The sequence below is a fragment of the [Actinomadura] parvosata subsp. kistnae genome (genome assembly GCF_900323885.1).
Lineage (GTDB): Bacteria > Actinomycetota > Actinomycetes > Streptosporangiales > Streptosporangiaceae > Nonomuraea > Nonomuraea composti.
Genome location: NZ_OOHJ01000018.1, coordinates 2,072,338 through 2,090,934 on the forward strand (window position 1 = coordinate 2,072,338; position 18,597 = coordinate 2,090,934).

Consider the following 18,597-nt stretch of genomic DNA (forward strand, 5'->3'; position numbering starts at 1 on the left):
CGGTGCTGTCAGGCGGCGGCGACGACCGGACGCCGGGCGGTCAGGCGGCGGCCGAGACGCTGCAGCGGCTGCTCGACCAGCCGGTGACTCAGCCAGCACGCCGGCAGGAGCACCGCGAGGAAGGCCGCGCCGACGCCGAGCTGGGCGGGCAGCGGTGACCAGCGCATCTCCCCCACCAGCTCCATGATGACGAGCAGGATCGGCAGGTGCACCAGGTAGAGCGAGTAGCTGACGGTGCCGAGCCAGGTCAGGGCCGAGGGGACGCGCCGGCCCCGCGCCGCCATCGCGACGGCGAACGTGAGGACCGCCAGGACGATCGTCAGGCCCCACCGGTCCGGGCGCACCCACCACCAGCCGGCGTTGAGCGCCCACATCGGCGTCGAACCCACCAGCACCGCGACCACGCCGACCGGCCACAAGCGGCCCTCGCCGGCCTCCCACCGGCGGATCGCGGTGCCCGTGAACATGACCGCGACCATCGCCGCGCCGAACCACGGCACCCGGCTGCTCGCCATCAGCGCCAGCGCCATCGCGCCCAGGACGTACACCGCGGCCGTGCCGCCGCGCCCCGCGAGCACGCAGGCCAGCCCGGCCACGAACACGGCGCACGACGCCCACGCCGGCCACGCCCCCACCACCGGCGGCCCCGCCAGCAACAGACCCGTGCCGGCGGCCAGCAGCGCGAACAGCACCGGGACGACCCCCCACCGGTCGCGCCGCCCCGTCACGAACAACGCCACGGCCAGCAGGTAGAAGAGCATCTCGTACGAGAGCGTCCACATGGTGTTGAGGACGCCGGCCGAGCCCACCGCGTCCATCAGCATCGTGGCGTGCGCGGCCACCGCCGAGCCGTCCCTTGGCACCTCGGGCCGGATCGGGATCCACCAGGCCAGGGCCAGGACCACGGCGATGACCGCGAGATAGAGCGGATAGAGGCGGAACAGGCGGCCGATCCAGAACGCTCGCACGTCGCCGTGCCGCTCCAGCGAGGTCGGGATGATGTAACCGCTCACCAGGAAGAACACCAGCACGCCGTACACACCGAGGTTGAACGAGGTGGGCCGTAACCAGGGCATCGCCCAGGTCGTCAGATGCTCGCCCACGACCGCCAGCGCGCCGACGCCACGTAAGGCGTCCAGCCAGGCGAGCCGGTGGACCGTTTGGGAGGGTTGGTGGGGGGCGGTCGCCATATGCCCCAACGTATCGGAGCTACGTGGCGGGGCCGACCCCGCAATGGTTTCCTTGCCTCCGGTAAGGCGAAGATCCTCTTTCGAGTAGGTTGCGAGAATAATTCACGATTCTGGGCCGGCTGCGGCTCTTGCGCCATCACCCCTTTAGAGGCACCAGAGCAGTAATGGGAAACTCGATTCTGGTTGCAACGTCTGAGACGGACGTGAAACATTCTCCCGTGAAACCATCAGCCTCGCGGGCGAATACCTTCGTGGCCGATCTGAGCCCCGCCATCGGACAAGAACTGCCAACGAGAACGAAGGCGACCGATGAACGACAGTGGACTGTCCGCACTCGCCACCTCCCTCTGGTCGGCCGTCCAGCTGGGCGGTGCGGAGCCGGGCGAGGAGACCGAGGGCGTTCTTGACCAGTTGTGGCGCCGGCTGCGCGAGCACCGCAGACGCAAGGGCTTCTACGAGACCCCCGTCAACCGGGAGGAGCTGTACCTGAGCCTGCTGGACCTGCTGCTCGACGAGGACGCCGCCCGGTCCCTCGTCGCCCGCTTCGAGTACGGGACGTGACACGGGGCACCGGGCGGGCCGTCACGAGTCCTCTTCGTCGTCGTCCCAGTCGTCGTCCTCGTCGTCCCACAGGTCGCTGGACTCCAAGGGGTGCTCGGCGTCGATGAGGGAGTCGTCCACGTCGCGGCGCCAGGCGTGGCTGTCGTCGGGGTCGGCCCACATCAGCTCGGTGATCCTCGGGACGGGGATGGTGGCCTGGCGGTGGTCGACCATCCAGGAGTTGCGGAAGAAGTCGAAGCTGAGGTGGCGGCAGCCGTTGGACTCGTGGTGGATGATCGGCGGGACGAGGAGTTGCTGCACGCCGACCCGGGCGGCGGTGACGACGTAGTCCTCGGGGATGGATTCGTCGTTCCAGCAGGCGGCGAAGTTGACCGGGGTGAGGGCGTGCTTGCCGAGCACGTGGATGAGGTCGCCGTCGATGACGAAGCGGTCCGGGTCGAGGGCCACGTCCTCGCCGAGCATGAGGATGGGGGCGGGCAGGATGTGGGCCTTGGCGAACGACTGCGCGTCCTCGTAGAGCTTGATGACGTCGTCGAAGCGGGTGGGGTCGAAGCGGCCGGAGGAGTGGAACGGGCAGCAGTTGGCGCCGTCGGGGCGCTCCGGGTCGGGGAAGAAGGCGGATTTGTCCACTTGGGTCGTGACCGAGAGGGTGGGGTGCTGGTCTCGGAGGAAGTCCGGGATCCACGCGGCGTCGTCGGCCTCGATGACCTCCGTCCGGCACAGGGCGCGGAACGGGGTGTCGCCGAGCTTGCAGTTGAAGTAGTCGAGCAGGGTGACGGCCGCGCACTCGGCCGCCGGCAGGGCGTCGGTCGCGGGGAACCAGAAGTCGTAGCCGTTGGTGACAAAGTGCAGGCCGCGGAACTCCTTGTGCACGAACGTCTCGCGGGCCGGGCCGTCGCCAAGGCCGCTCCAGTGGGCGGCGGCGACCTGGTTGTAGTACGCGTCGGCGTGCCGGGCCAGCTCGGGCGCGAACACGCTCTCGCCGGTCAGGTAGCACGCCTTGCTGAACAGCGCGCCGATCTCCGGCTGCTCGGTGACCTCGCCGGCGGCGAAGACGAGCTCGGTGCGCAGGAACACCTTGCGGCCGTCGCGGTAGGGGGCGCCCTCGTGCTCGTACCGCTGGTCGAAGATGACGCACGTGAACGGGCCGATCTCGGCGAGCGCGGCGCCGCCGGCCAGGTCCAGCGCGGGTGAGCCGGTGCCGCCGGTCACGTACAGGAGCAGCGTGTAGCGGGAGATGTGCCCGCGCGCGGCGTCGTAGTACGGGGTGTCGCGGTGCAGGTGGAAGTTCGCGTCGCCGGGCTCGAAGGCGTTGCACCGGAACACCGGGTTCACGTGCGAGAAGCCCTCCGCCACGGACGGCGGCAGCGCGTCGGCGACGGCCGCGGTCAGCGCCTCGGCGAGGAGCGCCGAGTGGAAGATGAAGCGTTCGCCGCCCCGGGAGGCGGCGTTCAGCGGCGGCACGTACAGGCCGAGCGCGTCCAGCCGGGCCAGCCGGTCGCGGGCCTGCTCGGGCAGGCGCAGTGTGTACGAGAGCACGCCTTCCGCGTGCTCGGTGGCCCCGTCGAGCTCCATCTCCAGCGGGACGCTCTCGAAGAGGCGGTCCAGCGGGACGATGTTCTCGAACGTGCGGAACGACAGCTCGTGCGGGTCCGCGAACACCGCCGCCAGGTACGGCGCCTGCGCGCTGGGCCGGGCGAACAGCTCCCGCACCCGCTCGTCGATGAGCTCGGCGTCGATGAAGCGCACGGCCTTGAACCGGGCCGTCGGATGCCAGCAGACGTCCAGCCCGTCGACCGTCGCGGCGGGGGCGGCGTCGGCCGCGTCCACCTCCGCGCGGTAGCGGGCGACCTCCTCGGCGGAGGCGTCCCCGGCCGACAGGACGAAGAAGCGGTCCCGAAGTTCGATGCTCACACGCACCTCCACATGCTCCGCAGCCCCGGCGGAAGATTCGCGGCCTGTGCCAGTTCCCGGACGCCGTCCTCGCCCACGTCGGAGTCGTACAGCCACAACCGGGTGAGGGAGCCGGCGAACGGGGCGGCGAGCAGGGCCCGCGCGCCCGCCTCGCCGAGGTCGTTGTACCGCAGGTCCAGCTCGGTCAGCTCGGCGAGCCGGTGCAGGGAGCGCACGCCGTCGGCGGTCAGCCTGTTGCGTTGCAGGTGCAGGCGGCGCAGCCCGGCGAGCTGGGGGCGGGCCGTCAGCGCCGCGAGGCCGGTGTCGGCGACGCGGCAGTAGCGCAGGTCGAGTGCCCGCAGCCGGTCCGAGACGAACAGGCCGGCGAGGAATTCCGCGCCGTCGAAGCCGACGCTGAGGTAGGACAGGTCGAGCTCGGTGAGCCGGCCGAGGTCGAGCCCGGCCAGGGCCCGCACGTCGAGGCGGCCCGGGCGCGGCGCGCCACGGTCGACCGCGAGGTCCCACCCGTCCTCGTCCTCCTCGTCCCAGTCCTCTTCCCACTCCTCGTCGTCATCGTCATCGTCCGCCGCGTTGGAGGTGAGCCTGAGCGTGGTGACGAACGGGGCGCGCAGCACCTGCTCCACGACCTCGCGGACGTCGTCCGACCAGGTGACGGCCACCTCCGTGGCGAAGCCGTAGCGCCGGGAGCGCACGCGTGCCGCGCCCGGCAGCCCGTCGTCCCACCGGTCCTCGTGCTCCGCCACGAGGTCGGCGATCTCGCGCTCCAGCGCGGGGCGGTCGGCGGGGCGAGTGCGGGGCAGGCGCTGCTCCAGGCGGATCAGCGTGCCTCGGGCGTCGCCCCGCTCCAGCAGCCGGTCACTGTACGCGTGCCAGGCGGTGAGGTCGTCGGGATGCGCCCGTAGTGCTTCCTCGATGGCCATGACTTCCATTCGAACGAATGTACGAAATATACTCGACATGTCAAGACAAAGTCCCGATAAGCTACCGCCGAAATGACCTTGGCCGCAGGCGTTTCGCCCAGAACGAGCGCCCGATCGCACGGGTCACGCACGACATGGGAGGTCCCCGCTGTGAACACACCGCTGGTGGAGGAGGAGCAGGCGTTCGAGGCCGCCGCCCGCGCCCGTTACCAGGAGATCGGGGTGCCCTTTCCCGACCGCGTGGTGCGGGTGTCCTCGCCGCTGGCCGGTACGTTCGCGGCGCCGATCGCCGCCTGCCTGGCCACCGGGCATCGTAACCGGCGCGTGCTGGACTCGGTCCTCCGCGCGGTGGACGACACGGCCGGCGAGCGGATCGGCCGGGCCGTGCGCGACGCCGTCGAGGCCGCGACCGCGGGCCCGGCCAGGGGCTCGGTGCACGGCGCCGCGGCGACCGCCCTGCACGCCGACCTGCCGGCGGCCAGGGGCCGGGCGAAACGCGACGACCTGTGGGACACCGTGAACGAGGCCGTGGACGCGGACCTGCGGGCGGCGGTGGAGGCGGCCGTCGGCGGGGCGCGGCAGGACACCATCCGCGGCGAGATCCGCCGGCTGTGGCGGGCCCGCCTGCCTGCCGCCGGCGTCTGGTGGTGGTGGCCGTTCCGCGACTTCGTCCTGTTCTGCCCGCCTCCGAGCGACGTGCACCGGGAGCCGGCCGGCGAGGATGAGACGGCCAGGCCGCGCCTCCATCGCGCCGACGGCCCCGCGGTCGCCTGGGAGGACGGGTTCGGGCTGTGCTTCTGGCGCGGCACGCACGTCCCCCGTGCCGTCGTCGACGACACGCTCACCGCCGACGAGATCATCCGCGAGCCCAACGCCGAGATCCGCCGCTGCGCCATCGAACGCCGCGGCTGGGACCGCTTCGTCATCGAGGCCCGCCTCGACCAGATCGGCCCCGCCGTGCCCGACCCCGGCAACCCCGGCCAGACGCTCACCCTGCACGACGTGCCCCCGGGCGTCTACCCCACGAACGTGCGGGTCCTGCTGTGCACGAACGGCACCGTCGAGCGGGACGGCACCCGCCGCCGCTTCGGCCTCACCGTCCCCGCCGCCTGCACCGACCCCATCGAGGCCGCCGCCTGGACCTACGGCCTCACCCCCGCCCAGTACGCCCAGGCCCAGCGCCGATCCTGACCCCCAAAGGAGCCCTTCACCCGATGCTCACCATCGAACAGGCCATCGCCACCTTCGGCGTCACCGTGGACGAGCACCTCGACCGGCAGGCCGAGATCCCCGTGCTGTCCGGGCTGCAGTTCCAGGGCGACGTGGCCGTGGTGCCGGTCACCGCGTCGCCGGCCCGTACCCCGATCCCCGCCGAGGGCGTGCCGGTGGTGCGCGGCCAGGCCCAGGCCAACACGCATCTCCTGGTCGCGACCGGGCCCGCGTTCTTCACCCCCGACCGGTCCGGGCGCGCGCTGACGCTCGGCGTGCTGACCGTCGAGGAGGGCGCGACCGCGTACCTGGCGCATCCGGAGCACGCCTACGCCGGCATCGCGCCCGGCACGTACGAGCTGCGCCGGCAGCGCGAGCAGGCGGACCAGACGCGGCTCGTCGCCGACTGAGAGCAAGCGACCCGGCGACAGCCCTCCTTGACCGCGCCTCTTGACCGATCCTTCCGGCCGACGTATGCACGCCGTAGCGAAGATCCCGAGTCGAGCGCGATCTCCCGGAGGGAAGCCCCGATGTCACCTGACGCCCCTGGCTCGTTGCCCCGCCCGACCCGCCGGACCGTTCTGGCGGGCGGTGCCGGCGCCGCCCTCGCCGCCGCGCTCGCGCCCGCCACGGCCCCGCCGGCGAGGGCCGCGGCGGCGGGCAGGACGACCGTCGCGACCGGCACGGACTTCGCCGTCGCCCCCTCCCCCGACGGCCGCCGGCTGGCGCTCGACCTGCTCGGCGTCCTGTGGGTGTGCTCGGCCTCCGGTGGCACGGCGCGCCGGCTCACCAGCGACCTGTACGACATCGCGCAGCCCGACTGGTCCCCCGACGGCTCCACGATCGTGTTCCAGTCGTACCGCGACGGCGTCTTCAACCTGTGGACGATCCGCCCCGACGGCTCCGCGATCAAGCAGCTCACCACGGGCCCGTTCGACCATCGCGAGCCCCGCTACAGCCCGGACGGCCGCACGATCGCGTACTCCTCCGACAGCGGCGGCAGCTACGGCATCCACCTGCTCGACGTGGCCACCGGGGCGTCGCGCGCGCTGACGGACACGGCGGTGGAGGAGTACGAGCCGGCCTGGTCGCCCGACGGCGCCAAGGTGGCGTTCGTCGTGGCCGACACCAGGATCGACGTGGTGGACGTGGCCACCGGCGCGCGCGAGACCGCCGTCACGGTGCCCGCCGGGCAGGTGATCCACCAGCCGTCCTGGCTGCCGAACGGCACCGACCTCGCCTATCACCTGTTCCGGGCGGGCCAGAACGAGCTCGTCAGCACGTCCGGCACGCTGGTCACGGGCGAGGAGGTCTTCCCGTTCCGCGCCCGGTTCGCCCCGGACGGGCGCTATTTCTACACCGCGTCGGGCACCGTCCGCACCCGCCGGCTGGGGTCGGCGGCGGCAGGGACGGTCGGGTTCACCGCGGCGCTGACCACGACGACGCCGAAGTACACGAAGCGGGTGCGGGTGTTCGACGCGCCCGGCTCGTTCCCCGTGGCCGGGATCGGCAGCCCGGCCGTCTCGCCGGACGGGTCCACGGTCGCCTTCCGCGCGCTGAACGACATCTACCTGATGCGGATCGGCGAGGCTCCCCGGCCGCTCTTCCGTGACCGCTGGTGGAAGGCCGACCCGGACTTCTCGCCGGACGGGCGGCGGCTGGCGTTCGTCACCGACCGTACGGGAACGCTGAACATCTGGGTGCGCGACCTGGACACCGGCGCCGACCGGCAGCTCACCCACCTCACGGACTCGGCGGCCCTGTCGGTCCGGTGGTCCCCGGACGGCGGGGAGATCGCCTACCTCGACCAGGACGGCGCCCTCTGGGTCCTGGACGTGGCCACCGGCGAGGTCCAGAAGATCTTCAACGCGACGTTCGAGCCGGGCCGGCCCACCTGGTCGCCGGACGGCAGGACGATCGCGCTGGCCGCCGTGGTGCCGTACTCGCGGCGCTACCGCGAGGGCCTGTCGAAGATCCTTCTGGTGGACCGGGCGACGGGCGCGGGCACGTACGTCGATCCGGCGCCGCACCGCTCGTTGCAGACGCGCGGCGACGACGGCCCCGTCTGGTCGCCGGACGGCACCATGCTCGCCTTCGCCATGGAGTCGGTGCTGTGGGTCCTGCCCGTGGACGGCACCGGGCGGCCGGCGGGCCGCGCCCGCCAGGTGACCCGCGAGGTGTCGGACGCGCCCGTCTGGGCGGGCGGCTCAAGCACCCTCCTCTACCTGAACGGCGGGCGGCTGCGCACCGTGCGCGTGGACGGCACCGCGACCCGCACCGTCCCGCACCGCCTGACCTGGCGCAACGACCCCGGCCCCGAGCAGGTGGTGGTCCACGCCGGCCGCATGTGGGACGGCGTCTCCCGGACCGTCGCCCGCGACGTGGACATCGTCGTGCGCGGCCAGCGGATCGTCGCGGTGGAGCCGCACCGCGACGGGCGGCCCGGCACGCTGATCGACGCCAGTGACCGGTTCGTCATGCCGGGCCTGATCGACATCCACCACCACCGCGAGATGCAGGGGTACGCCTACGGCTCGCGGCAGGGCCCGCTGTGGCTGGCCCTCGGCGTCACGACCACGCGCTCGCCGGGCTCACCGGCCTACCACATGGTGGAGGAGCGCGAGTCGGTGCAGTCGGGCGCGCGGCTCGCGCCGCGTTACCTGGCGACCGGCGAGGCCATCGACGGGCCGCGCATCTACTACAACTTCATGCGCCCGATGTTCGGCCACGACCAGCTCCGCCTGGAGCTGGAGCGGGCCGCCGCCCTCGACTACGACCTGATGAAGTGCTACGTGCGGCTGCCGGTCGTCTGGCACAAGGAGGTGATCGACTGGGCCCACCGGCGGGGCAAGCCGGTCACCTCGCACTACCACTACCCGGCGATCGCGATGGGCGGCGACCAGACCGAGCACGTGGGGGCGACGAGCCGGTTCGGCTACTCCCGCACGGTCACGAACGTCGGCTCGGCCTACTCGGACGTCATCGCCATGTTCAACGCGTCGAAGATGGCGCGGACGCCCACGTTGTTCAACTCCAGCGCCCTCTACCGGGAGGACACCTCGCTGGCCGACGACGAGCGGGTCCGCCGCCTCTACCCCAACTGGCGGCTGGCGGCGCTCAGAGCCACGGTCGCGACGGCCCAGAACGCGGACCCGGCGGCCATCCAGGTGACGCTGACGAACCTGGCCAACCAGGTCGCGCAGCTCGCCGCCATGATCCGCGGCGGCGGCGTGGTCACCGCCGGCACCGACGCGCCGATCGACCACGTCGCGATCAGCCTGCACATGAACCTGCGGGCCATGGTCAAGTACGGCCTCACGCCACTGGAGACGCTCACCTGCGCGACCAGCACGTCCGGCGCCTACCTCGGCCTGCCGCTGGGCAGGATCGGCAAGGGCATGTACGCGGACCTGGCCATCGTCGACGGCGACCCGCTGGCCCGCATCGAGGACGCGGCCAAGGTCACCGCCGTCCTCGTCGGCGGCCGGCACCACACGGTCGAGCAGCTCCTCGCGCCGTACCCGTCGGCCGCCACGACCGCCCAGGCCCCCGCCAACAAGGTCAAGGAGCCGCTGCCCGCCCACGCGAGCACCGCCGGCTACTGGTGGAACGACCCCGCCGAGCTGGGCAGGGCCCGCGCCTCCTGCTGCGACGACCACTAGGCGGACGGGGTGACCAGCTCGTCGGCCACCCAGCGAGCGACGCCCTCGGGGAAGGGGGCCGGCAGGCCGAGGACGACGTGGCGGAAGCCGGCGTCCAGCGCCTGGGCGATCATGTCCCGGGTGGGGGCCGGCCGCTCGTACGAGACCGGCACGTGGATCGAGCGGACGATCGCGGCGGGGTCGCGGCCGATCTCGGCGCAGTAGCGGTCGAGCAGCGCGCTGCGCTGGACCACGTCGTCGAGGTCGCCGCCCGGGATGTTCCAGATGTCGGCGTGCTCGGCGACCACCCGCAGCGTCGCCGACGCGCGCCCGCCGATGACGATCGGCGGGTGCGGGCGCTGGACGGGCTTCGGGTTGCCGTACGCCTGGGTGAGCCGGTGGTGGGTGCCGTCGAAGTCGAACGGCTCGGTCTCCGTCCACAGCCGCTTGATGACGGTGCAGGCCTCGGCCAGGCTCGCCACCGCGTGGGCGGCGTCATGGTACGGCAGGCCGTGCGCGTCGTACTCGCGGCGGGCCATCGGATGGCCGGGGCGGGAGCCGGCGCCGATGCCGAAGTCGAGCCGGCCGCCGGAGACGATGTCGACGGTGGTGGCGATCTTGGCGAGGATCGCGGGCGGCCGGAAGCGGTTGCTGGTCACGAGCACGCCGAGCCGCAGCCGCCGGGTCTGCGCGGCCAGGGCGGACAGCAGCGTCCAGCCCTCGAAGGTCTGGCCGTCCGGGTCGCCGAAGATCGGCATGAGGTGGTCGAACAGCCAGGCGTGCTCGATCTGCGGCAGTTCGTCGGCCTCGCGCCAGACGCGCAGCACGTCGTCGTAGCCGACCTGGGAGGGAGCGGTCATGATCCCGAAGCTGGGGCGGGGGTGATGCGGCATGAGAATCGCCCTTTCAGCGGCGTCTGAGTGCGGGGTCGAGGAGGACGGGCGGGGTGTCGAACTTCTCCTGGGGCGCCAGGTCGAGGCCCGGCGCCACGATCTCGTCGATCGCGTCGAGGACGTCGGCGGGCAGCACGGTGTCGGCGGCGGCGAGTTGTGAGTGCAGGTGGCCGAGCGTGCGCGGCCCGATGATGGCGCTGGTCACGGCGGGGTGCGCGGTCACGAAGCCGAGCGCGAGCTGGATCATGGTGAGCCCGGCCGCGTCGGCGACCCCGGCCAGCCGCTCGACCGCGTCGAGCCGGGCGCGGTTGTGCGGCAGGGACAGGTCGAAGCGCTCGGGCAGGAACGCCGAGCGGTGGGTGGCGACCTCCTGCCCGGCGCGGACCGCGCCCGACAGCCAGCCCGAGGCGAGCGGGCTCCACGCCAGCACGCCGAGCCCGTACTCCTCGGTCACCGGCAGGACGTGCGCCTCGATCCCGCGCTGCAGGATCGAGTAGCTGGGCTGCTCGGTGACGTACCGGCCGAGACGGTTCTCCTTGGCGGCCCACTGGGCCTGCACGATGCGGTAGGCGGGGAAGGTGGAGGAGCCGAAGTAGCGGATCTTGCCGGCCCGCTGCAGGTCGGTCAGCGCGGACAGCGTCTCCTCGTCGCTGGTGGCCGGGTCCCACCGGTGGAGCTGGTAGAGGTCCACGTGGTCGACGCCGAGGCGGCGCAGGCTGCGCTCCAGCTCGATGGTCAGCCAGCGGCGCGAGCCGCCCTGGTGGTTGCGCTCCTCGCCCATCGGCATGCCGGCCTTGGTGGCGAGCACGATGTCGTCGCGGCGGCCGGCGATGGCCTTGCCGACCATCTCCTCCGACTCGCCGGCGCCGTACATGTCGGCGGTGTCGATGAGGTTGACGCCGGCGTCGAGGGCGGCGTCGACGATGGCGGTGGCCTCATCCTGGGTGGTGCGGCCGATCGCGCCGAAGTTCATGGCGCCGAGCGCGAGGGTGCTGACCCGGACACCGGTACGGCCCAAGGTGCGGTACTGCATGAGGGGTTCCTGACGTAGGAGGAAACGATGCGGCTCTGGCATCATGGATAAGCGGAACGCGGTTCCGATACCGTTCACGATAAGGAACCGTGTTCCGTTTCGCAAGTCGAGAGGTGGAGGAAGCGGCGCGTGAACGACAGCGACGACGGCAAGGGCCAGGCGGCCCCGCGCAAGCGGGCCGACGCCCGGCGCAACGAGAGGGCGCTGCTCGATGCCGCCGCGGCGGTCTTCGTGACCTCGGGCGTCGAGGCGCCGATCCGCGACATCGCGGCCAGGGCGGGCGTCGGGGTGGCCACGATCTACCGCCACTTCCCGACCCGGGCGGAGCTCATCATCGCCGTCTACCGGCACCAGATCGAGGAGTGCGCCAAGGCCGGGCCCGTCCTGCTGGCGAGCAGCGCGAGCCCGCACGCCGCGCTCGGGCGGTGGATCAACCTGTTCGTCGACTTCCTGGTCACCAAGCACGGGCTGGCCGCCGTGCTGCAATCGGACGACGCCGGCTTCCAGCAGCTCCACGGCTACTTCCTCGAACGCCTGCTGCCGGTGTGCGCGGAGTTGGTCGCGGCGGCGGTCGAGGCCGGCGAGATCCTTCCTGACCTGGAGGCGTACGAGCTCATGCGCGGCGTCGGGAACCTGTGCATCGGCGCGGAGAGCGACCCCCGCTACGACGCCCGCCGCCTCGTCGGCCTCCTGGTGGAGGGGCTGCGCCGCCGCTAGGAAAGCTCCGGAATCACGTTCCGGATCTGGTCAGCTCCTGGAGCTCGGACTCGAAGAACAGCGCGGCGTCGAAGCCCATCCCGGCGAAGTGGCCGGCCAGCTCCAGTGACAGCACGCCGTGCATGCGCGTCCAGAACGCCAGGGCGCGGCGCAGGACCGGAGCGGGGGCGGGGTGGCCCGCCGCCCACTCGCGGTGGCTTTCGAGGTGCTCGTCGAACGGCGCCCGCCCATCGCGGAGCTCCAGCGCCGCGCAGGCGTCGAGCAGGACCTGCATGATCTCGTTGGCGATGAGCGTGACGTCGTCGGGCGCCTGGTAGCCGGGCACTGGCGTGCCGTACATGAGGAAATAGCGCTGCGGGTCCTCCAGCGCCCAGCCGCGCAGGGCGTGCGCCAGCCCGGCCAGGTCGGCGCCGGAGCCGGCGGCCGCGCGGAAGGTGTCGGCGAGGCTGCGGTAGGCGTCCCTGATGAGCTCGGTGAGCAGGTCGTCGCGGCCGGCGAAGTACCGGTAGAGCGCGGGGCCGCTCATGCCCATCCGCTTGGCGATCGCGTTGAGTGACAGCGCTGAGGCACCGGCCGAGGCGATCTGCTCCCACGCGTGCTGCTTGATCTCCGACCGCACCTGCGTGCGGTAGCGCTCGCGCGGAGCCTTCGCACCCGTGTCCGCCATGGGCTCTCACCTCTCAGGAGCTACATCTTCAAGCGTTGGTTAGAAGCTATCACGCTTCCGCTTGACCTCCCGGCTCGTGGCGTTATAAGTTCTAACCAACGCGAGAGCTTGTAACGCAACGGAGGTCGCCATGAAGGAAGGGCTCGTGGAAGTCGTGCTGCCGGGCAAGGTGGAGCCCGACGGGCTGCGGATCCGGCGCGGAGCCGTCCCCACCCCCGGCGCCGGCCAGGTCCTGATCCGGATGGAGGCCACCGGCGTCTCCTTCGCCGAGCAGCAGATGCGCCGGGGCCGCTACTACGACCAGCCGCCCTACCCGTTCGTGCCCGGGTACGACCTGGTCGGCACGGTGCTCGCCACCGGCGAGGGCGTCGACCCCGGCCTGGCCGACACCCGCGTGGCCGCGCTGCTCAAGGTCGGCGCCTGGGCCAGCCACGTGCTCGTCGACGCCGCCGACGTGGTGCCGGTGCCCGGCGGCCTGCGCCCGGCCGAGGCCGAGACCGTGGTCGTCAACGGCATCACCGCCTGGCAGATGCTCAACCGCAAGGCCCGGGTGCGCGGCGGGCAGACCATCCTGGTGCACGGCGCCAACGGCGGCGTCGGCTCCGTCCTCGTCCAGCTCGCCCTGGCAGCCGGCGTGCGGGTCATCGGCACCGCGTCCGCGCGCCACCACGACGCCCTGCGCGAGCGCGGCGTCCTGCCCATCGACTACCGCACCGAGAACGTCACCGCCCGCGTCCGCGAGCTCGCCCCCGGCGGGGTGGACGCCGTCTTCGACCACGTCGGCGGGCGCGGCGTCGTGGACTCCTGGCGGCTGCTCGCCCCCGGCGGCACTCTCGTCTCCTACGGCAGCGCCTCCACCCGCGACGACGAGGGCTCCAAGTCGTGGCCCGTGCTCAAGCTGCTCGCCAGGACGTGGCTGTGGAACGTCCTGCCCAACCGCCGCCACGCCTACTTCTACAACGTCTGGGGCGGCCGGGCCCTGGCCAAGGACCGGTTCCGCGCCCGGCTGCGCGCCGACCTCACCCAGGTCTTCGCGGCGCTGCAGCGCGGGGACATCACCGCCCAGATCGCCGCCGAGCTGCCGCTCGCCCGCGTCGCCGACGCCCTGCGGCTGGCCGAGTCCGGCACCGTCGCCGGGAAAGTCGTCCTGAACCCGTGATCAACCACCCCGAGAGGATCCTCATGTCCAGCACCACCGCCGTCACCGGCCTGCTCACCACCGGCCTGCTCGCCGCCGGCCTCCTCGTGAGCCCGGCCGCGTCCGCGCAGGCCGTCGCACCCGCCCAGGCCGCCAGCGCCCAGCAGTGCCGGGGCCAGGGGGTGGATCCCGGTGCCCGAATCCGCTACCAGGCCGATGTCGTGATCAAGGCGCCGCTGAGCAGGGTCTTCAAGCTGCAGACCGACGTCGAGCGCTGGCCTGAATGGCAGAAGCCAGTCCTGACCGCGAAGCGGCTCGACCACGGCTCCCTGCGCGCGGGCTCGCGGTTCCGCTGGACCACCCCCGCGCCCGCCACGCCCACCACCCCGGCCACCACCCTGAAGATCACTTCCACGGTCCAGCAGCTCAAGCGCGACTCCTGCGTCCTGTGGACCGGGCCCGCGATCGGCGAGGGGCTGCGCATCGACCGAGGGGTCCACCTGTGGACGTTCACCAAGGTCAAGGGCGGTGTTCGCGTCCACACCGAGGAGACCTGGACCGGCGACCAGGTCGAGGCCGACATCCCCACCGCCACCCGGGCGCTCGGCGCCGGGCTCGACGCGTGGCTGCGCGACCTGAAGGCCGCCGCCGAAGCCTAACCCGCCGGCTTGGAGATCTTCCCGCCTGCCCGCCAGCCCCGGTAGGTGGTGGTGAAGTCCGACTCGTACGTCCCCGTGCCGCTCACGGGCACCTTCCACGTGAGCGTGAACGTCGTCGGCCGGTTGTCCCGGTCGATCGTGAGCCGGTAGCTGAAGTACGAGGCGCCGGCGCCGTCGCTCACGTCCGCACCCAGCCACGAGGTCAGCAGCGTCCGCAGCCGGCCGCCCGCCGCGCTCGCGGGCAGGACCCCGGTGTAGGTGCGGCCCGACTGCTGGAGGTTCGTGGTGTTCAGCACGATCTGCTGGATGATCGACGGGCCCGCCGTGCCGGCGACCATGAGCGCGTACCAGTCCGCGTCCGCCGGGCGCTGGTCCTCCGGCAGCTCGCCCGAGGCTCCCGGCCGGTCCCGGTAGAACAATCCGTCCGCGATGACGTAACGGGCGGCCGGCTCCTCGGCGGGGTCGATCCGCATCGAGAAGTCGTCCTCGGTCCTCGCGTCGCCGGCCAGCACGTGGCCGCTCGCCTTGGCGGCGGCGCTGCTCTGGGTGAAGCCGCCCTCGAAGGTGAAGTCGGCGGTGGGGGTCGTGCTGAGTGACAGGTCGAGCGCGGCGGCCAGGTCCACGGCACTGCGCGGAGCCGGGGGCGCGGTCGTGGCGGTCGGGCTCGGCGGCGCGGTCGTGGCGGGCGCTCTCGACGGGGACGCCGAGGCCCGGGAGTCGCTGGTCTTGGCGTTCGAGGGCAGGTTGAGCAGGATCGCCGCCGTGCATCCGAGGGCCGTCACGGCGGCGGCGACGGGCACGAGCCTGCGCAACAGGCCGCGGCGCCGCTCGGCCGGGGGCTCCGGCGGCCAGGCGAGGGCGTCGTCCGCGGGCATGGACCAGACGCGGTTCAGGCGGGCGGTCACGTCGGCCGCCGCACTCCCCGTCCCGACACCGCGCCCGCCCTCCTGGGCGTCCCAAGCGGTGGCGACCGCCGTCAGCACCTCGTGCATCGCCGGGCGTGCGTGCGGTGACTTGGACAGGGCCCGCTCGACCATGGGCCGCAGCGCCGCCGGCACCGCGCTCGTGTCGACGGCCTCGTTCATGACGCGGTACGCCAGGACCTCCGGACGCCCCGCCCCGTACGGCATCCGGCCCGTCGCGGCGAAGACGACGACCAGCGCCCAGCCGTACACGTCGGCGGCGGGGCCGGTCGGGCCGCCGAGGTACTCCTCCGGGCTCACCCACCCCGGCGAGCCGATCACCAGGCCGGTGCCCGTGAGGGAGGTGCCGTCGAGGGCGCGGGCGATGCCGAAGTCCACGAGCCGCGGGCCCGCCGGCGACACCATCACGTTGCCGGCCTTGAGATCCCGGTGCACGACCTCGGCCGCGTGCACGGCGACCAGGGCCTCCGCGAGCCCGGCGGCGAGCCCGAACAGCGCGTCGCCGGTCAGCGGCCCGCGCTCCCTGACGTGCTCGTCGAGGGTGCGGCCCTCGATGTACTCCGTCGCCAGCCACGGCCGCTCCGCCTCGGCGTCCGCGGCGAGGATCCGTACGCAGCAGGCACCCCGGACGCGGCGCAGCATCGCCACCTCGCGCCGGAACCGCACCCGGAACTCGGGGTTGGCGGCGTACGTGTCGTGGATCAGCTTGACCGCGGCCCGCTGCCCGGCGGTGTCCACCCCGGCGTAGACGACGCCCATGCCGCCGGCGCCGAGCCGCCCGACGATCCGGTACGGCCCCACTGTCGCCGGATCCCGCCGGCGCGGAGGGTTGCTCACGAGGCCCCGCTTCGACTGGGTGTCAGTGATCGCCCAGTGATTATGCCAGCCGGTCAGGCGTCGCGGCCGGGCCAGTCGCGATAGCGGATCTCGCCCAGGGTGGCGCCGTCGTCCGGCACCAGCGTGTGCTCGCCCACCTCCGTGCCGAAGTAGCGGGCGTGCGGGTCGGTGACCACCTCGCGCGGGTCACCCCAGGACGCCAGCGCCGCGCGGAAGAACTCGTCCATGCGGAACCGCTCCGGCCCGGCCACCTCGATCCGCCCGTTCAGCGGCGGCCCGGCCGCGACCCGGCCGACGGCCCTGGCCACGTCGTCGCCCGCCATGGGCTGGAAGAGGACGGGCGCGATGCGTACCTGGCCGTCCTGGGTGGACTCGTCGGCGATGCCGCGGACGAACTCGAAGAACTGCGTGGCGTGCACGATCGAGAACGGCAGGCCCGACTTCTCGATCAGCCGCTCCTGGGCGAGCTTGGCGCGGAAGTAGTCGTTCGTGGGCGTGCGGCGGGTGCCGACCACCGACAGCGCCACGTGGTGGCCGACGCCGGCGGCGGACGCGGCCTCGATCACGTTGCGGGTGGAGGTCTCGAAGAACTCCATGACCGCGCCGGCCTCGAAGGACGGCGAGTTCGACACGTCGGCCACGACGTCGGCGCCCGCCAGCGCCCCGGCCAGCCCCTCCCCGGTCAGGGCGTTCACGCCCGTCCGCGGTGAGGCGGCCACGGCCTCGTGCCCCTGCTCCCCCAGCCAGGAGACCAGCTTCGACCCGATCAGGCCGGTCCCCCCGATCACCACGATCTTCATGGCGGCACCTCCTCGTCACTACGGAGGCTAGGCACCCCCGAAGCGGAGGAAAAGCGGGTCAACGATAGTTTTCCCGACGAGAAGATGGCACCTGACCTGGGTTTACTGCAAGCATTCGCTCAGGTTGACACCGTAGCGTGACCGGGTGTCCATCAACCTGGCAGACCTGAGAGGCGACGGCGGGCCGCGGGCCGGCGTCCTGACGCAGCCACCCCCGCCGGCCGGCAGGCAGACCTGGCTGGACGCGCTGCGCGGCGCGGCCGTGCTCGCCGTGCTCTTCGAGCACCTGCTCGACCCCCTCTTCCCCGAGGTGCGCGCGGCCGTCAGCCCGCGGTTCGACTTCGGCCAGTACGGCGTCATGCTGTTCTTCCTGGTCAGCGGCTACGTGGTGCCGGCCTCGCTGGAGCGGCGGGGCAGCGTCACCGGCTTCTGGATCGGCCGCGCGTTCCGCCTCTACCCGCTGTGGGCGGTCGTGGCGGTCGCCGGGACGGTGTTCGGCCTCGCGCAGGTGTACGCCGGGCTGCCGGACGCGCTGGCCGAGCACCCGGTCACCGCCGGGCTGGCCCACCTGACCATGCTCCAGGACTTCCTCCAGGTCGTCAGCGTGGTCAACGTGTTCTGGACGCTCTCGTACGAGATGGTGTTCTACCTCCTGGTCACGGCGCTGTTCGTCGTCGCCCCGCACCGGCCGCGCACCACCGGCGTGCTCGTCGTCGCGATGGCCGGCGTGCTCGCCGGCGGGCTGCTCCCGGCCGGAGCCCTGTCGCGCGCGCTCGGCGGCGACGCCGCCGTGCTGCTCGCGACCGCCGTGCTGGTGGCCGGGATGGCCGCGATCCTCGGCGGCGCCCATCGTGGACGGGTGTGCGGCGCGATCGCCGTCGCCGTGCTGGCCGTCGTGCTGCTCGGCTGGAACAGCCGGGTCGGGGCATGGCAGAGCCTGGCCATCGTGGCCACCATGTTCGCGGGGACGGCGCTCAACCGGCTCGACCACGGGCGGCTCCACCGCGGGGCCCGGTGGGTGGTCGCGATGGTGCCCGTGGTGTGCGTGGTGGCCGCGCTCCGGTTCGGGCCCGGGTGGGGGATGTCCGAGGAGGAGGCGGTGGCGTTCAGGTGGAGCTGGTCGGCGGCCGTGGTGGCGGCCTGGCTGACCTTCATGGGGTTCCGGACGCTCCGGCCAGGCTCTTTCCGCGTGCCGCGAGCCGTCCGGCTCAGCCTGCCGCGGCCGGCCGGTTTCCGCGTGCCGCGGCCGGCCGCGCTGCTCGTGCGGCTCGGGGTGCTCAGCTACTCCGTCTACCTGCTGCATCCGCTCGTCGTGCAGGTGCTGCGGCGGCTGGTGCCGTACCCCGCGCAGGTGCCGCTGACCGGGCGGATCGGCCTGTCGCTGGTGGTGGCGTCCGCCGTCGTCGGCGCCGCGACGCTCACCCACCGGTTCGTGGAGCTGCCCGCGCAGGCGCTCGGCCGCCGCGTCGTGCGCGCGCACGCCCGCCGGGGCTGA

The 18,597-nt window shown here is 72.8% G+C and carries 16 protein-coding genes; 8 read left to right on the forward strand and 8 right to left on the reverse strand.

The window, feature by feature from the left end:
* Positions 1 to 8: 8 nt before the first annotated feature.
* Positions 9 to 1,190 carry an acyltransferase family protein gene (locus KIS93_RS65765; protein ID WP_080044557.1) on the reverse strand — a complete coding sequence of 394 codons (1,182 nt, stop codon included), beginning with the start codon at positions 1,188 to 1,190 and terminating at the stop codon, positions 9 to 11.
* Positions 1,191 to 1,499: 309 nt separating this feature from the next.
* Here KIS93_RS65765 and KIS93_RS29600 point away from each other — a divergent pair, with 309 nt between their 5' ends.
* Positions 1,500 to 1,751 carry a hypothetical protein gene (locus tag KIS93_RS29600; RefSeq protein WP_080044556.1) on the forward strand — a complete coding sequence of 84 codons (252 nt, stop codon included), beginning with the start codon at positions 1,500 to 1,502 and terminating at the stop codon, positions 1,749 to 1,751.
* A gap of 21 nt (positions 1,752 to 1,772) precedes the next feature.
* Here KIS93_RS29600 and KIS93_RS29605 read toward each other — a convergent pair whose 3' ends face one another.
* Positions 1,773 to 3,665 carry a hypothetical protein gene (locus tag KIS93_RS29605; RefSeq protein WP_080044555.1) on the reverse strand — a complete coding sequence of 631 codons (1,893 nt, stop codon included), beginning with the start codon at positions 3,663 to 3,665 and terminating at the stop codon, positions 1,773 to 1,775.
* Positions 3,662 to 4,594: a TIGR02996 domain-containing protein gene (locus KIS93_RS29610; RefSeq protein ID WP_186404510.1), complete on the reverse strand. Its 933-nt coding sequence runs from the start codon at positions 4,592 to 4,594 to the stop codon at positions 3,662 to 3,664. Before KIS93_RS29610 ends, KIS93_RS29605 begins: the two co-directional genes overlap by 4 nt.
* 141 nt (positions 4,595 to 4,735) lie before the next feature.
* Here KIS93_RS29610 and KIS93_RS29615 point away from each other — a divergent pair, with 141 nt between their 5' ends.
* The 3 genes from KIS93_RS29615 to KIS93_RS29625 all read left to right on the forward strand — a co-directional run bounded on the left by KIS93_RS29615 (position 4,736) and on the right by KIS93_RS29625 (position 9,456).
* Positions 4,736 to 5,776 carry a DUF6745 domain-containing protein gene (locus KIS93_RS29615; RefSeq protein WP_080044553.1) on the forward strand — a complete coding sequence of 347 codons (1,041 nt, stop codon included), beginning with the start codon at positions 4,736 to 4,738 and terminating at the stop codon, positions 5,774 to 5,776.
* 23 nt (positions 5,777 to 5,799) lie between these two features.
* Positions 5,800 to 6,204, forward strand: a complete 405-nt coding sequence (locus KIS93_RS29620; protein ID WP_080044552.1) for a hypothetical protein — start codon at positions 5,800 to 5,802, stop codon at positions 6,202 to 6,204.
* Positions 6,205 to 6,324: 120 nt separating this feature from the next.
* Positions 6,325 to 9,456, forward strand: a complete 3,132-nt coding sequence (locus KIS93_RS29625; protein WP_080044551.1) for an amidohydrolase family protein — start codon at positions 6,325 to 6,327, stop codon at positions 9,454 to 9,456.
* On the opposite strand, the gene KIS93_RS29630 is transcribed toward KIS93_RS29625, so the two are convergent.
* Both KIS93_RS29630 and KIS93_RS29635 read right to left on the reverse strand, forming a co-directional pair.
* On the reverse strand, positions 9,453 to 10,295 hold the full coding sequence (locus tag KIS93_RS29630) for an LLM class flavin-dependent oxidoreductase (protein ID WP_230465739.1): 843 nt from the start codon (positions 10,293 to 10,295) through the stop codon (positions 9,453 to 9,455). The two genes, KIS93_RS29625 and KIS93_RS29630, sit on opposite strands and share 4 nt — an antisense overlap.
* 46 nt (positions 10,296 to 10,341) lie before the next feature.
* Complete coding sequence (locus KIS93_RS29635; protein WP_080044549.1) at positions 10,342 to 11,361, reverse strand: aldo/keto reductase; 1,020 nt, start codon at positions 11,359 to 11,361, stop codon at positions 10,342 to 10,344.
* Between the two features lie 129 nt (positions 11,362 to 11,490).
* On the opposite strand from KIS93_RS29635, the gene KIS93_RS29640 reads away from it, so the two are divergent.
* Positions 11,491 to 12,078, forward strand: a complete 588-nt coding sequence (locus KIS93_RS29640; RefSeq protein WP_080044548.1) for a TetR/AcrR family transcriptional regulator — start codon at positions 11,491 to 11,493, stop codon at positions 12,076 to 12,078.
* Positions 12,079 to 12,091: 13 nt separating this feature from the next.
* Here KIS93_RS29640 and KIS93_RS29645 read toward each other — a convergent pair whose 3' ends face one another.
* Entirely contained in the window at positions 12,092 to 12,745 is a 654-nt protein-coding gene (locus tag KIS93_RS29645; protein ID WP_080044547.1) for a TetR/AcrR family transcriptional regulator, read from the reverse strand.
* Positions 12,746 to 12,875: 130 nt separating this feature from the next.
* Here KIS93_RS29645 and KIS93_RS29650 point away from each other — a divergent pair, with 130 nt between their 5' ends.
* The gene (locus KIS93_RS29650; RefSeq protein WP_080044546.1) at positions 12,876 to 13,904 is read left to right on the forward strand and encodes a medium chain dehydrogenase/reductase family protein; all 1,029 of its coding nucleotides are present in this window, start codon (positions 12,876 to 12,878) and stop codon (positions 13,902 to 13,904) included.
* Between the two features lie 23 nt (positions 13,905 to 13,927).
* Positions 13,928 to 14,542, forward strand: a complete 615-nt coding sequence (locus KIS93_RS29655) for an SRPBCC family protein (protein ID WP_080047429.1) — start codon at positions 13,928 to 13,930, stop codon at positions 14,540 to 14,542.
* On the opposite strand, the gene KIS93_RS29660 is transcribed toward KIS93_RS29655, so the two are convergent.
* Positions 14,539 to 16,302, reverse strand: a complete 1,764-nt coding sequence (locus KIS93_RS29660) for a serine/threonine-protein kinase (protein WP_155128926.1) — start codon at positions 16,300 to 16,302, stop codon at positions 14,539 to 14,541. The two genes, KIS93_RS29655 and KIS93_RS29660, sit on opposite strands and share 4 nt — an antisense overlap.
* 53 nt (positions 16,303 to 16,355) lie before the next feature.
* Complete coding sequence (locus tag KIS93_RS29665; protein ID WP_080044544.1) at positions 16,356 to 17,102, reverse strand: SDR family oxidoreductase; 747 nt, start codon at positions 17,100 to 17,102, stop codon at positions 16,356 to 16,358.
* A gap of 145 nt (positions 17,103 to 17,247) precedes the next feature.
* Here KIS93_RS29665 and KIS93_RS29670 point away from each other — a divergent pair, with 145 nt between their 5' ends.
* Positions 17,248 to 18,597 (forward strand): acyltransferase family protein, encoded by a 1,350-nt coding sequence (locus KIS93_RS29670; RefSeq protein WP_080044543.1) that lies wholly within the window; start codon positions 17,248 to 17,250, stop codon positions 18,595 to 18,597.